The 13,397-nt window shown below is 35.4% G+C and carries 14 protein-coding genes; 13 read left to right on the top strand and 1 reads right to left on the bottom strand.

The genetic code is table 11. From position 1 onward, the window contains the following. A complete protein-coding gene (locus AC6CH4_RS22330) occupies positions 1 to 1,251 on the bottom strand; it encodes an NAD(P)/FAD-dependent oxidoreductase (protein WP_498106909.1) in 1,251 nt (416 codons plus the stop codon). 101 nt (positions 1,252 to 1,352) lie between these two features. On the opposite strand from AC6CH4_RS22330, the gene flxA reads away from it, so the two are divergent. Genes flxA through darH form a run of 13 tightly spaced genes read left to right on the top strand, consistent with a single transcriptional unit; the run spans position 1,353 to position 13,397 of the window. Beyond that, complete coding sequence (gene flxA, locus AC6CH4_RS22325) at positions 1,353 to 2,873, top strand: flexirubin biosynthesis tyrosine ammonia-lyase FlxA (RefSeq protein ID WP_498106907.1); 1,521 nt, start codon at positions 1,353 to 1,355, stop codon at positions 2,871 to 2,873. A gap of 38 nt (positions 2,874 to 2,911) precedes the next feature. After that, positions 2,912 to 4,126, top strand: coding sequence for a WG repeat-containing protein (locus tag AC6CH4_RS22320; protein WP_498106905.1), 1,215 nt, complete (start codon positions 2,912 to 2,914; stop codon positions 4,124 to 4,126). A gap of 35 nt (positions 4,127 to 4,161) precedes the next feature. Further along, positions 4,162 to 4,893 carry a flexirubin biosynthesis SDR family reductase FlxB gene (gene flxB / locus AC6CH4_RS22315; protein ID WP_498106903.1) on the top strand — a complete coding sequence of 244 codons (732 nt, stop codon included), beginning with the start codon at positions 4,162 to 4,164 and terminating at the stop codon, positions 4,891 to 4,893. Between the two features lie 19 nt (positions 4,894 to 4,912). Beyond that, positions 4,913 to 6,148: a beta-ketoacyl-[acyl-carrier-protein] synthase family protein gene (locus AC6CH4_RS22310; RefSeq protein WP_498106901.1), complete on the top strand. Its 1,236-nt coding sequence runs from the start codon at positions 4,913 to 4,915 to the stop codon at positions 6,146 to 6,148. Further along, the gene (locus tag AC6CH4_RS22305) at positions 6,141 to 6,395 is read left to right on the top strand and encodes an acyl carrier protein (protein WP_192186464.1); all 255 of its coding nucleotides are present in this window, start codon (positions 6,141 to 6,143) and stop codon (positions 6,393 to 6,395) included. Before AC6CH4_RS22310 ends, AC6CH4_RS22305 begins: the two co-directional genes overlap by 8 nt. After that, positions 6,395 to 7,279: a lysophospholipid acyltransferase family protein gene (locus AC6CH4_RS22300; protein ID WP_498106899.1), complete on the top strand. Its 885-nt coding sequence runs from the start codon at positions 6,395 to 6,397 to the stop codon at positions 7,277 to 7,279. Before AC6CH4_RS22305 ends, AC6CH4_RS22300 begins: the two co-directional genes overlap by 1 nt. 53 nt (positions 7,280 to 7,332) lie before the next feature. After that, positions 7,333 to 8,973, top strand: a complete 1,641-nt coding sequence (locus AC6CH4_RS22295) for a phytoene desaturase family protein (RefSeq protein WP_498106897.1) — start codon at positions 7,333 to 7,335, stop codon at positions 8,971 to 8,973. Positions 8,974 to 9,017: 44 nt separating this feature from the next. Continuing rightward, positions 9,018 to 9,920, top strand: a complete 903-nt coding sequence (locus tag AC6CH4_RS22290) for an NADPH-dependent FMN reductase family protein (RefSeq protein ID WP_498106895.1) — start codon at positions 9,018 to 9,020, stop codon at positions 9,918 to 9,920. A 16-nt stretch (positions 9,921 to 9,936) separates the two neighbouring features. Further along, entirely contained in the window at positions 9,937 to 11,070 is a 1,134-nt protein-coding gene (gene darB, locus AC6CH4_RS22285) for a dialkylresorcinol biosynthesis protein DarB (RefSeq protein ID WP_498106893.1), read from the top strand. Then, on the top strand, positions 11,070 to 11,501 hold the full coding sequence (locus tag AC6CH4_RS22280; RefSeq protein ID WP_498106891.1) for a hotdog family protein: 432 nt from the start codon (positions 11,070 to 11,072) through the stop codon (positions 11,499 to 11,501). The genes darB and AC6CH4_RS22280 overlap by 1 nt, the downstream gene beginning before the upstream one ends. A 4-nt stretch (positions 11,502 to 11,505) precedes the next feature. Continuing rightward, positions 11,506 to 11,970: a hotdog family protein gene (locus AC6CH4_RS22275; protein WP_498106889.1), complete on the top strand. Its 465-nt coding sequence runs from the start codon at positions 11,506 to 11,508 to the stop codon at positions 11,968 to 11,970. 24 nt (positions 11,971 to 11,994) lie between these two features. Beyond that, a complete protein-coding gene (gene DarG / locus AC6CH4_RS22270) occupies positions 11,995 to 12,399 on the top strand; it encodes a flexirubin biosynthesis protein DarG (RefSeq protein WP_498106887.1) in 405 nt (134 codons plus the stop codon). Next, positions 12,399 to 13,397 carry a BtrH-related acyltransferase DarH gene (gene darH / locus AC6CH4_RS22265; RefSeq protein WP_498106885.1) on the top strand — a complete coding sequence of 333 codons (999 nt, stop codon included), beginning with the start codon at positions 12,399 to 12,401 and terminating at the stop codon, positions 13,395 to 13,397. The genes DarG and darH overlap by 1 nt, the downstream gene beginning before the upstream one ends.

Below are 13,397 nucleotides of genomic sequence, written 5' to 3'. Positions count from 1 at the left end.
TTATTCAGGGCTTTGTTCTTTTTGCATGTTCAGTAAATAGGCCATATTCCTGATCACATGATCGTGTTTTTTTACAAAAGGATTTTCTTCATTCCAGACATATCCGGCTAATACCGAACAAATTTTTTCTTTCACATCCGGGTTTTCCGGTTGATGAAAAAACAAGGTCTGAAGGTTTCCGGTGTACCATTCTTTCACATAAGTAGTAAAAACAGCTATTCCTCTTTTCATGTATTCAGTAAATTCAACTTCCCAATCTACTTCAATTCCCTGCGATTCTTTTATGTATAATTTTGCTGCCAACATTCCGGATTCGGTCGCAAAGGCAACTCCGGATGAAAAAACCGGATCTAAGAATTCAGAGCTATTTCCTGTTAACGCAAAACCATCGCCATACATTCTTTTTACGGCTCTTGAATAATTTTCCAGTTTTACCGGTTCAAATAGAAACTCGGTTCCTTTAAATCTTTGGATATAATAATCCGACATCTGAATTGCATTTCGCAAAGCTTCGGCATTATCTTTATTTTCTGAAAGTGAATTAATAAAATCAGTCGGGCCAACAACGCCTAAACTTGTATTTCCATTCGAAAACGGAATAACCCACAACCAAACCTCAGTTTCCAGAATGTCAAATGAAATCTGGGTTCCTTCTTCGCCTTCTGGTCGGTTAATATCTTTTACGTGAGTAAATATCGAAGAATGCGGATCTAATTTTGATGGCGTATCCAAATCTAAAAGTCTTGGTAAAACTCTACCGTATCCACTGGAATCAATAATAAATTTTGCATGAATTTCTTTTAAATTTCCGTCTTTGTCTTTTACAATGGTTTTCGAATTTTTTCCTTCAAAAGAAACTTCCAAAACCTCCGTTTCAAATTCCAAATCGATTCCTTTTCTAACGACTTCCTCTGCCATTGTATTGTCAAAATCAGCGCGCGGCACCTGCCAGGTCCAATCCCAGCCTTCTCCAAATTTCTGACTGAAATCGAAAACACAAATTTCTTCTCCCCTGATAAAACGAGCCCCGAGTTTTTTTTCAAAATTCATCGCATCGAGACATTCAAAAAGTTCAGCTTCCGCAAAATGATCCATCACTCGCGGAATAAGGCTTTCGCCGACCACAAGTCTTGGAAATTTTGTTTTCTCCACCACTTTTATCTTAATATTATTTTTATAAAGATACGATGCCGAAACGCATCCAGAAGGTCCTGCACCAATCACTAAAACATCAACAAACTCCTTTGTCATAATAAAAATGTTACCGATTATTAACTTACATTTGCCTTCATCAAAATAACTACATTTATTTTGATAAATAAAATTAAATTAGCACAATCAAAACCGATTTAATGAATACAATTAATGAATATTTAAGTTTAGGAGAATTCGAAGCCATTATTTTTGGAAATAACAAAGTTGCAATCAGCGATGTAGTTTTAAATCGGGTAAACGAAAGCTTTAACTTTCTGAAAGAATTTTCAGGAAATAAAATAATATATGGCGTAAATACTGGTTTTGGACCAATGGCTCAATATAGAATTAAAGAGTCAGACCAAATTCAGCTACAATATAATTTAATCAGAAGCCACTCTTCAGGAACCGGAAAACCATTAAGTCCGGTTTGTGCAAAAGCAGCAATTTTAGCTCGATTGAATACGCTTTCATTAGGAAATTCAGGAGTTCATCCTTCTGTTATCCATTTGATGGCAGAATTAATCAACAGAGATATTACGCCTCTAATTTTTGAACACGGAGGTGTTGGTGCGAGCGGCGATTTAGTACAATTATCACACTTGGCTTTGGTCTTAATTGGCGAAGGCGAAGTTTTTTATAAAGGAGAAAGAAGACCAACTCCTGAAGTTTTTGAAATTGAAGGTTTAAAACCAATTCAGGTAGAAATCAGAGAAGGTTTGGCTTTGATCAACGGAACTTCGGTTATGACAGGAATTGGCGTTGTAAATGTGCATCATGCCAACAAATTATTAGACTGGTCTTTAAAATGTTCCTGCGCCATCAACGAATTGGTTCAGGCTTATGACGATCATTTCTCTGCAGAATTAAACCAAACCAAACGTCATAAGGGACAACAGGAAGTAGCCTCAAGAATGAGAGAAAATCTTTCTGACAGTACCCTGATCCGTAAAAGAGAAGATCATTTATATTCCGGAGAAAACACTGAGGAAATCTTCAAAGAAAAAGTTCAGGAATATTATTCATTGCGTTGTGTACCTCAAATTTTAGGTCCGGTTTTAGAAACGATCAACAATGTTGCTTCTATTTTAGAAGACGAATTTAACTCGGCAAACGACAACCCAATTATCGACGTAAAAAACAAACACGTTTATCACGGAGGTAATTTTCATGGCGATTATATTTCGCTTGAAATGGACAAACTAAAAATCGTTATTACCAAATTAACGATGCTGGCAGAACGTCAATTGAATTATTTACTGAATTCAAAAATCAACGAAATTCTTCCTCCGTTTGTCAATTTAGGAACTTTAGGATTTAATTTCGGAATGCAGGGTGTTCAGTTCACCGCAACCTCAACAACTGCCGAAAGCCAGATGTTATCCAACCCAATGTACGTTCACAGTATCCCAAACAACAATGACAATCAGGATATTGTAAGTATGGGAACAAACGCGGCCGTGATTACCTCAAAAGTAATCGAAAATGCTTTTGAAGTTTTGAGCATTGAAATGATCACGATTGTTCAGGCAATTGATTATTTAAACCAAAAAGATAAAATTTCATCGGTTACCAAAAAATGGTACGATGATGTTCGAAATATAATTCCGGTATTTAAGGAAGATCAGGTAATGTACCCGTTTGTACAGCAAGTAAAAGATTATCTGATCAACAGTTAAATTTTAATTTCACATTATTAATATTGAACCTTTAAATCATGAAAAAAATACTTCTTTTTTTATTTGCTTGCTGCATTCAATTTGTTAATAGTCAGGAACTGGCTTTAGTTAAAAAAAATTCTAAAATTGGATATATTTCCAAAAATGGAGATTTTAAAATTGAGCCAAAATACAAATCTGCAAAAAGCTTTTCTGAAGGTTTGGCAGCTGCAGAAGAAAATGGAAAATGGGGATTCATTGATACAAAAGGAGCCTGGGTAATTCCAGCCGATTTTAAGGATGCCAAAGATTTTAATAGCGGAATTGCCGTTGTTCAAAAAGACAAAGATTGGGTTTATATCAATACAAAAGGAGAAATTCAAAAAGCCCCGGCTTCTGATAAAGTATTTGATTTTAACAATGGCGTTGCTTTTATAAGACAAAACGATAAAGTTGGATTGATCAATTCAAAAATGACAGTTGTTCTGGAACCGAAATACGATCAGATCAAATCTTTTGAAAATGGTTTTGCCAGAGTTGAAAGCAATAAAAAATGGGGAATTATTAATACTTCTGGTAAAGAATTAGTAGAGCCAACTTATGATGAAATAGGCAATTATTTTAAAAACACCAGCTGGGCAAGAAAAGATAAAACTTTCGGAATTGTAAGTGACGGAAAATTTATTCCGGTTGACGGAGCAGAGAAAATCTGGGACTTTGAAACACAAGATCTGACTTTTGCCAAAAAGAACGGAAAAATTGGATTTATTGATTTAAAAGGAAATTGGGTAATTACTCCAATATACGATAAAGCAAAAGCATTCTCAAAAAATTTAGCTCCGGTTTGTGTGGGTTCTAAATGGGGATATATCAACCCAAAAGCAGAATTTGTAATTGAGCCAACTTATAGCGATGCTGAAGTTTTCAGCTCAAATGGACTGGCTCCGGTAAAAGAAAAAAACTGGGGATTTATCAATGAAACTGGAAAAATAGTAATCCCAACACAATACGGAATTACAACCAACGGAATTATCGCCATGTTTGTACAACAGGATAAAGGATTTATCGACGGTGTTGCAAGAGTAAAAAACGAAGGAAAATGGGGTTTTCTTAAACCAGACGGAACTGTAGTCAGCAATCAATGGTTTGAAAACGCTGAGTTATTTTCAAGATCAGAAAAAAAAGAGATAATTGAAGCTGCAGCTGAAAAGCCAAAACAGGAAATAAAACAAGCAAAGCCGGCAGCTAAACCTGTAGTCAAAAAAAAGAAATAACATTTATCTCCAATAAAAAAATAAAAATTACATAAATGAAATGTGTATTAGTAACAGGCGGTTCGAGAGGAATTGGAAGTGCTATTTGTAAAAAATTAGCCGTCGAAGCCAATTATCATATTCTGATTAATTATCATTCGAATAAAACGGCTGCCGAAGCAACACTTCAGGAAATACAAAAATTAGGAGCAACCGGAGAAATTCTGGGTTTTGACGTTTCTAATTTTGAAGACGTACAAAACACTTTAACAAAATGGCAGGAAGCCAACCCAGAAGCGCTTGTTGAAGCTATTGTAAATAATGCCGGAATTACAAAAGACGGTCTTTTTATGTGGATGACTCCCGAAGACTGGAACGGAGTTGTTAATACAAGTTTAAACGGATTTTTTAATGTGACGCAATTTTTTATTCAAAAAATGCTTCGCAATAAATATGGCCGAATTGTGAATATGGTTTCGGTTTCGGGCGTAAAAGGAACGGCCGGACAAACCAATTATTCAGCTGCAAAAGGCGCTATTGTTGCTGCTACAAAAGCATTAGCACAAGAAGTTGCCAAACGTAATATTACAGTAAATGCTGTAGCTCCTGGTTTTATCAGAACAGACATGACGAGTCAGCTGGATGAAAAAGAATTATTAAAGCTAATTCCGGTCAATCGTTTTGGCGAAGCCGAAGAAGTGGCAGATTTGGTAAGCTTTTTGATTTCTAAAAAAGCAAGCTATATTACTGGTGAGATTATCAATATAAATGGGGGAATATATTCTTAAAAAATTACTTTGAAAGACGATGAATAAGAGAGTTGTAATTACTGGAATGGGAATTTATTCTTGTATCGGAACTTCTTTAGATGAAGTAAAGGAATCTTTATACAACGGAAAATCGGGTATTCAGTTTGATTCTGATAGAAAAGAATTTGGTTTTCAATCGGCTTTAACCGGCATGGTTCCAAAAGCGGATTTAAAAAATTTACTGACCCGAAGACAACGTATGAGCATTGGTGAAGAAACCGAGTATGCTTATATGGCCACTATCGAAGCATTGAAAAATGCCAATATCGACGATGCTTTTTTTGATGAGCGCGAAGTCGGAATTATGTATGGAAACGACAGTGTTTCTAAAGCCATTATCGATGCCACAGATATTGTTCGTGAGAAAAAAGATACAGCCCTAATAGGTTCCGGAGCAATTTTCAAATCGATGAATTCGACGGTTACGATGAATCTTTCAACAATTTTTAAACTTCGAGGCATCAATTTAACGGTAAGTGCGGCCTGCGCGAGCGGCTCACATTCTATTGGTTTGGCTTATTTCTTAATAAAAAGCGGTTTTCAGGATATTATTATCACTGGTGGAGCACAGGAAATCAACAAATATGCGATGAGCAGTTTTGATGGATTGGGCGTTTTTTCGAATAGAGAAAGTGAGCCTGAAAAAGCTTCAAGACCTTTTGATGCAGATCGTGACGGATTAATTCCGTCAGGCGGAGGAGCCACTTTAATTCTTGAAAGTTATGAATCGGCCATTGCAAGAGGAGCCAATATTATCGCCGAAGTTTGTGGTTATGGATTCTCATCAAACGGTGGACATATTTCAACGCCAAATGTCGAAGGTCCATCTATAGCCATGCAACGAGCGCTTGACGATGCCAAATTAAAAGCAGCCGATATTGATTATATAAATGCACATGCTACTTCAACTCCCGTTGGAGACGGAAATGAAGCCAAAGCGATATTTGAAGTTTTTGGTGAGAAAAATCCTTATGTAAGTTCAACAAAATCAATGACTGGTCACGAATGTTGGATGGCCGGAGCCAGCGAAGTTATTTATTCTATTTTAATGATGCAGCACGATTTCATTGCTCCAAACATCAATTTAGACAATCCCGATGAAGATGCCGCTAAATTAAATTTGGTCAAAACCACTTTAAACAAAAAATTTGACATATTTTTGTCCAATTCCTTCGGATTCGGAGGAACCAACTCTGCGTTGGTGGTTAAAAAGTTTAAATTGAACAATGAATAAAGAAGAGATTATAACGAGAATTAATGGTTTTTTGGTTGATGAATTTGAAGTAGACAATGACGACATTGAACCAGATGCTAATTTAAAAGATACACTTGGGTTAGACAGCTTAGATTATGTTGATTTAGTTGTTTCTATTGAAGCTAACTTTGGTGTAAAACTAGTTGAAGCTGATTTTGTCGGAATCGCTACTTTTCAGAACTTCTATGACCTGATTGAAACCAAATTAAAAGCTAAAACTGCTTAATGAGCAAATGGGATGGCAAATCCAAAGGAACAGTTTTAGGCTATAGAATATTCGTTTTTTTGATACAAAAAGCGGGTGTCAGGTCTGCTTATGTCTTACTTTATTTTGTCGCTTCTTATTATTTTTTGTTTCTAAAGAAAAGCAATCGCGCTATTTTTTATTATTTCAAAGAAAGGCTCCAGTATTCCAATTTCTATGCAAAAAAAATGGTTTTCAAAAGTTACTACACTTTTGGACAGACTATTATTGACAAGATTTCCATTTCAGCCGGAATGCGAAACAAATTCACTTATGAATTTGACGGAATAGAAATTTTAAAAAAACTTTTGTCCGAAAAAAAAGGTGGTGTTTTAATTAGCGCTCATATTGGAAATTTTGAAATTGCAGAACATTTTTTAGGCGATATCGATCTTGAATTTCAGATCAATTTAGTCACTACAGATTTAGAGCATTCTGCAATCAAAAATTATTTAGAAAGCGTTACCCAAAAATCAAGCGTTAAATTCATCATTATCAGAGATGATTTGTCTCACATTTTTGAGATCAATGCGGCCTTAGCCAATAATGAATTAGTTTGTTTTACGGGCGATCGTTATTTTGAAGGCACAAAATCACTTACTGCAGAAATCCTTGGTAAAAGCGCTCACTTTCCTGCAGGACCATTTTTAATAGCTTCGCGATTAAAAGTGCCCGTTGTTTTTGTGTATGTAATGAAAGAATCAAACCTGCATTATCATTTGTATGCGCGCGAAGCGATAGTCAAACACCGTGACGAAAAAGGTTTGCTAAAAGCGTATATTGACAGTGTCGAATCAATGTTGGAAAAATATCCTTTACAGTGGTTCAATTACTTTGATTTTTGGAATCAGTTAAAAATAAAATAAGATCTTACAATTAAAAATCGTTCTTTTATACTTTACAACTCTTAAAGTAACGTATGCAGGAATTTGACACGATTATCATTGGTTCCGGAGTTGGAGGTTTGTCCACTGCCATTTGTCTTGCAAGAGAAGGACAAAAAGTTTTGGTACTTGAACAACATTATGTTCCCGGCGGATGGAGTCATAGTTTTACCTTAAACAAACAGCGTTTTAGTCCCGGCGTACATTATGTCGGACTTTTAGAAGAAGGTCAAACTACCAATGATTTGTACAGGGGTCTGGGAATTGCCAATGACATGGTTTTTTTCAGAATGAATAAAAACGCTTATGAGCATTGCTTAATTGGAGACACTACTTTTGATTTGCCGGCCGGAGTCGAAAATCTAAAAAAAACACTTTCTTCTCATTTTCCACACGAAGAAAAAAACATTCACGAATATCTTTCATTGGTTCAAAAAGTGAATTATGAACTGCAGTTAATTCCAAAACTTAAAGGTTTCTGGCAAAACATTACCGTTCCATTTCGCACCAAACACTTTGGAAAATTTGCACTCTTTCCGCTAAAAAAAGTAATAGGCTGGTATGTTAAAGATCCTATGCTTAAAGCCGTTCTTAACATTCAGTGCGGCGATCATGGGCTTTCGCCAAATCGTGCCTGTTTTCCTGTACACTGCTCGGTAATGAATCATTATTTTGATGGAGGCTTTTATCCAATGGGCGGCGGCGGCGGCATTGTAAAAGCAATGACAAACGGAGTAAAAAGACATGGCGGCGAAATACGTGTAAAACAAAACGTAAGCCAAATTCTGATCGAAAATAAAAAAGCAATTGGAATTCAGCTTGAAAACGGCGAAAAAATATTCGCAAAAAATATTGTTTCAAATGCAGACCCGTCCATCACTTATTTAAATTTAATCGATAAAGTAAATCTAAGTAAATCGTTTCTCAAAAAACTCGAAAAAACAAAATATTCTGTTTCTTCTTTAATTTTATTCCTCACACTCGATATTGATGTTACTTTATATGATATTGATTCTGGCAATATCTGGATGATGAAAGATGAAAATGATGATGCTAATTTTGAGCATTTAATGAGTGATGCAATTGATTCAGGAGATTCATTTCCGTCTGTATTTATAAGTTGTACAACCCTTAAAGATCCGGCAAGTTTTAATGGTCGCTTTCATAATTTTGAAATTGTAACCTATGTCAATTATGATCATTTAAAAGATTATAATGATTTAGAAGATTATCACAATGAGGATTACAAAAAATTCAAAGAAAAAATCATAAATAAACTGATGAACAATCTGGAAAAGATAATTCCGAATGCCAAACAGCATATTATTCAGGCCGAATTAGGAACACCAAAAACCAATGAATTTTATATCAATTCGACTAAAGGAAATGTTTATGGAACCGAAAAAACATTAAATCAGGTTGGTCCGTTTTCGTTTAAAAACAAAACTCAAATCGAAAATTTGTTTCTTTGCGGAGCCTGTACATTATCACATGGCGTTGCAGGCGCAACATATTCAGGAGTTGCAGCTGCTGCAGCAATTTTAGGCTGCACATCAGATGATTTATTAATTGAAGATGAAAATCAGAAAATCCGAATTTATGATGCCGAAGATTCTTCGACATGGCCAGAATGGGTTCACACAAAAAGGGCAGATAAAAGAAGAAAATTCGTTTAAATAAATTTACTTATTTTTGTTTGCAACCAAAGCCTTCAAATCAAATGAAAAATGTTCTCGTTATTTTTTATTCTCAATCCGGGCAACTAGAATCTATTGCGCGAAATATTGCAAAACCCTTTTTAAACTCAAATGAAATAAAGGTAACTTTTCACGAAATTCAATTAGAAAAACCTTTTCCTTTTCCCTGGAATAAAACTACTTTTTTTGATGCTTTCCCGGAGTCTTTTTTACAAATTCCAACGGCCTTAAAACCAGTTTCTGAGGAAATTCTGAATATAAAATACGATCTTGTTCTTTTGCATTATCAGGTTTGGTATTTATCGCCTTCAATCCCAATGAACTCTTTTCTGAAAAGTGCTGAAGCTAAAACCATTCTGAACAATACACCTGTCATTACTATCAACGGTTCCAGAAATATGTGGATTATGGCGCAGGAAAAAGTCAAAGTTTTATTGCGTGATGTAAATGCGAAATTGGTTGGAAATGTTGCGTTGGTCGATCGTGTCGGGAATTTAATCAGTGTGATTACGATTGTACACTGGATGTTTTCCGGAGTTAAGAAAAAATATTTAGGCTTTTTTCCATTGCCTGGCGTTTCGGATAAAGACATTCAGGAATCGAATAAATTTGGAGAAGTAATACTTTCCCAATTCAATCAAAACAAATTAGACGATTTACAACCAAAATTAGCCGAAATAGGTGCTGTAAAAATCAGTTCGTATTTAGTGACGGTAGATAAAACAGCGAATAAAATATTTAATAAATGGTCTAATATCATTCATAAAAATAAAAAAAACAGAAAAACGCTTCTTAAAATATTTTATGTTTATTTATTCTTGGCTATATGGCTAATCTCACCAATAGTCTATATATTGCATCTTATTACCTATCCATTTAAGTTCAAAAAAATAAAAAAGGAAACTCAATATTATCAGGGAGTTTAGAAGAGGAAATTAAATTATGTTTGACGTATATATTACCAAAGCCGCAAAGTATTTACCAAATGAAGCTGTTTCAAATGATGAAATGGAAAATTATTTGGGTCTTATAAATGATACTGCCTCAAAAGCAAGACGTATTATTTTGCGTAATAATAAAATTACAAGCCGATATTACGCTGTAGATAAAGAAGGCAAAAGTACACACAGCAATGCTGAATTGACACGAAACGCTGTTGTACAATTATTTGATGAAAAATTCACAGATCAGGATGTCGAAGTGCTTTCCTGTGGAACCTCATCACCGGATGTTTTAGCACCATCACACGCCGCAATGGTTCATGGTTTATTAAAAAATAGATCGGTAGAATTAAATTCTTCGATGGGAATTTGCTGTTCAGGAATGAATGCCTTGAAATATGGTTTTCTTTCGATACGCTCAGGAAATTCTAAAAACGCGATTTGCACAGGATCTGAAAAAGTTTCGACCTGGCTTTCGTCTCCAAAATACAATCACGAAATCATCAACTTAAAAAATCTGGAAGCGCAGCCTATTATTGCTTTCAAAAAAGATTTTTTACGTTGGATGTTGTCTGATGGAGCAGGAGCTTTTTTATTAGAAAACAAACCAAGTGGAGACATTTCCTTAAAAATCGAATGGATGGAATCGTATTCTTATGCCTTCGAACTGGAAGCTTGCATGTATGCCGGCGGAGATAAATTAGAAAATGGAGAAATTAAACCATGGAGTGATTTCAAACCTGATGAATGGCTAAACGAATCTGTTTTTGCTGTAAAACAGGATGTAAAATTATTAGACGAATTCATTCTGCCAAAAGGTGTCGAAAGCATGAGCGATGCAATGGCCAAACATAATGTTACCGGCGAAGAAGTTGATTATTTTTTACCACACGTTTCGTCTCACTTTTTTGTGGAAGGATTGAAAAACGGCTTAAACAAAAAAGGAATCGTAATTACCGATGAAAAATGGTTTATGAACCTTTTGAGAGTTGGAAATGTTGGATCGGCATCGATTTATATTGCTGTTGAAGAATTAATGAACTCTGGCCAATTAAAAAAAGGAGACCGTATTTTATTGTCTGTTCCTGAAAGTGGAAGATTCTCATTTGCGTATGCATATTTAACCGTTTGCTAATGGAAACTACTATACTTTTAGAAAAAGAAACGGTTGGAGATTTATTGCCACAGAAGTTTCCTTTTGTAATGGTAGATCGCCTATTTTCTTATTCTGAAACTTCATTGGTTGCTGGTTTGAAAATTGAAAATGACAATATTTTTTTAGAAGATAATACTTTTCTGGAAGCGGGTTTAATTGAACATATGGCGCAGTCTGTGGCTTTGCATACCGGTTATCAGTTTTTTTTGAAAAACGAAACTGCACCAACTGGTTACATCGGTTCGATTAAAGATATCGAAATCAAAAAATTGCCTCAAATCAACGATACGATTCAATCGACCATTACGATTTTACAGGAATTTGGGGGAATCACTTTGGTTGACATTGTGACTTTTTTGAATGATGAAGAAATTGCAAGCGGACAAATGAAAACCGTTTTAGCCAAATAAAACTATGAAAGTGGGAGTTGATATCCAAAATTACTTACCTCATCGAGCTCCGATGCTGATGGTCGATTTGATTTTAGATATCGATGCCAACTTCGTAGAAACTATTTTTTTGATCAAAGAAGACAATATTTTTGTCGACAACAACACTTTTACAGAAGCCGGTTTAATCGAAAACACAGCGCAAACTTGTTCGTCAATTGTCGGTAAAAAGTATTTTTTTGATGAAGATGGCACAGAAAATGAGAATGTTAGCGTTATAGGTTTTATCAGCGCTTTAAAAAATGTAAAAATACATTCATTGCCAAAAGTTGGTGATAGCATTACAACCAAAGCAACTTTGGTTACAAAATTTGTTGGCGACGATTATACTTTATGCACAATGAGCTGTGAAAGCTTACTCGAAGACCTACTACTTTTAGAATGCGAAATTAATTTGTTTATTCAAAAGACGATTTCGGCAACAACTTAATTCTAATTGAAAACTAAACCCGTCATGGAAAAAGAAAATGTACCTCAGCACGATGGAAATTTAAGCAAAAAGAACCTCAAAGAATTGGTTTACGCCACAGATGAAAACGGCAATTATACAACCGCTTTAAGTACGGGTTGGGAACCAAAAGCCATTGCACTTTCGAACGCGATCGATGATATAAAAGAGCGTGCCGAAGAAGCAAAACTAAAAGTTCAGATTGGAGAATTGAGTCCGATTTGCTATTATATGGAACTCAATAAAATGGATCTTACGATTCTTGCCGGTTATGTTGATATGTGGAAATGGCGCGTAAAAAGACATTTTAAACCAACCGTTTTCGCTAAATTAAGTGATAAAATTTTACAAAAATATGCCGACGCTTTTGACATTTCAATAGCCGAATTAAAAAACTTTAAAACAGATTAATGCAAGTTACTTTTACACACCATCAATCTGCTCATTGTGAAAATGGAGTAGCTTCAAATTTGCTAAAAAACAGCGGACTAAACATCAGCGAACCGATGGTTTTCGGAATTGGTTCCGGACTTTTGTTCGTGTATTTGCCTTTTATAAAAGTAAACCACGCGCCAGCCATCAGTTACAGAACTTTGCCCGGACAAATTTTTAATAAAGTCGCAAGCCGTTTAAATCTTAAAATAAAAAGACAAAAATTTTCCTCTGTTTCAAATGCTACTCAGGCTTTAGACGAAAATTTAAAAAATAATATTCCAACCGGATTGCAAGTTGGTGTTTACAACCTAACTTATTTTCCGGATGAATACCGTTTTCATTTCAACGCACACAATTTAGTCGTTTACGGAAAAACCGAAACCGATTATCTGATTAGCGATCCTGTGATGGAAACTGTTACCACTTTAACACACGACGAGTTAGACAAAGTACGTTTTGCCAAAGGAGCGTTTGCGCCAAGAGGCCAAATGTATTATCCAATCCAAGTTCCGAGTGAAGTTGATTTCAAAAGTGCGATCATCAAAGGAATCAAAGATACGTGTCGCACTATGCTAGCGCCAATGCCAATTGTAGGTGTTCGCGGAATTAGATTTGTTTCCCGCCGAATCAGGAAATGGCCCGCAAAACACGGTGTCAGAAAAGCCAATCATTATCTGGCGCAAATGGTGCGCATGCAGGAAGAAATTGGAACCGGAGGCGGTGGTTTCCGTTTTATTTATGCCGCATTTTTACAAGAAGCTTCGGTTATTTTGGGTAATGAAGAATTGAAAAATCTTTCGAAAGAAATGACTCAAATTGGAGATTCCTGGAGAGATTTTGCCGTTGAAGCTTCCCGAATTTACAAAAACAGAAGTGCCAAAGAAGACGCTTACAACGCCATCGCCGATGAACTTTTGGATATCGCCAATCGCGAGGAAATCTTTTTCAAAAAACTAAAAAAAGCAATCAGCTAA

The sequence above is a fragment of the Flavobacterium sp. GQ95 genome (assembly GCF_059758655.1).
This window is presented reverse-complemented; position numbering and strand designations above follow the sequence as displayed.

What these genes read in the sequence shown, in the direction of transcription:
- AC6CH4_RS22290 (WP_498106895.1), top strand. Translation starts at nt 9,018, where the DNA reads ATGAAAAATGTTCTCGTTATTTTTTATTCTCAATCCGGGCAACTAGAA.
- DarG (WP_498106887.1), top strand. Translation starts at nt 11,995, where the DNA reads ATGGAAAAAGAAAATGTACCTCAGCACGATGGAAATTTAAGCAAAAAG.
- AC6CH4_RS22295 (WP_498106897.1), top strand. Translation starts at nt 7,333, where the DNA reads ATGCAGGAATTTGACACGATTATCATTGGTTCCGGAGTTGGAGGTTTG.
- AC6CH4_RS22330 (WP_498106909.1), bottom strand. Translation starts at nt 1,251, where the DNA reads ATGACAAAGGAGTTTGTTGATGTTTTAGTGATTGGTGCAGGACCTTCT.
- AC6CH4_RS22310 (WP_498106901.1), top strand. Translation starts at nt 4,913, where the DNA reads ATGAATAAGAGAGTTGTAATTACTGGAATGGGAATTTATTCTTGTATC.
- AC6CH4_RS22320 (WP_498106905.1), top strand. Translation starts at nt 2,912, where the DNA reads ATGAAAAAAATACTTCTTTTTTTATTTGCTTGCTGCATTCAATTTGTT.
- AC6CH4_RS22305 (WP_192186464.1), top strand. Translation starts at nt 6,141, where the DNA reads ATGAATAAAGAAGAGATTATAACGAGAATTAATGGTTTTTTGGTTGAT.
- flxB (WP_498106903.1), top strand. Translation starts at nt 4,162, where the DNA reads ATGAAATGTGTATTAGTAACAGGCGGTTCGAGAGGAATTGGAAGTGCT.
- darB (WP_498106893.1), top strand. Translation starts at nt 9,937, where the DNA reads ATGTTTGACGTATATATTACCAAAGCCGCAAAGTATTTACCAAATGAA.
- flxA (WP_498106907.1), top strand. Translation starts at nt 1,353, where the DNA reads ATGAATACAATTAATGAATATTTAAGTTTAGGAGAATTCGAAGCCATT.
- darH (WP_498106885.1), top strand. Translation starts at nt 12,399, where the DNA reads ATGCAAGTTACTTTTACACACCATCAATCTGCTCATTGTGAAAATGGA.
- AC6CH4_RS22280 (WP_498106891.1), top strand. Translation starts at nt 11,070, where the DNA reads ATGGAAACTACTATACTTTTAGAAAAAGAAACGGTTGGAGATTTATTG.
- AC6CH4_RS22300 (WP_498106899.1), top strand. Translation starts at nt 6,395, where the DNA reads ATGAGCAAATGGGATGGCAAATCCAAAGGAACAGTTTTAGGCTATAGA.
- AC6CH4_RS22275 (WP_498106889.1), top strand. Translation starts at nt 11,506, where the DNA reads ATGAAAGTGGGAGTTGATATCCAAAATTACTTACCTCATCGAGCTCCG.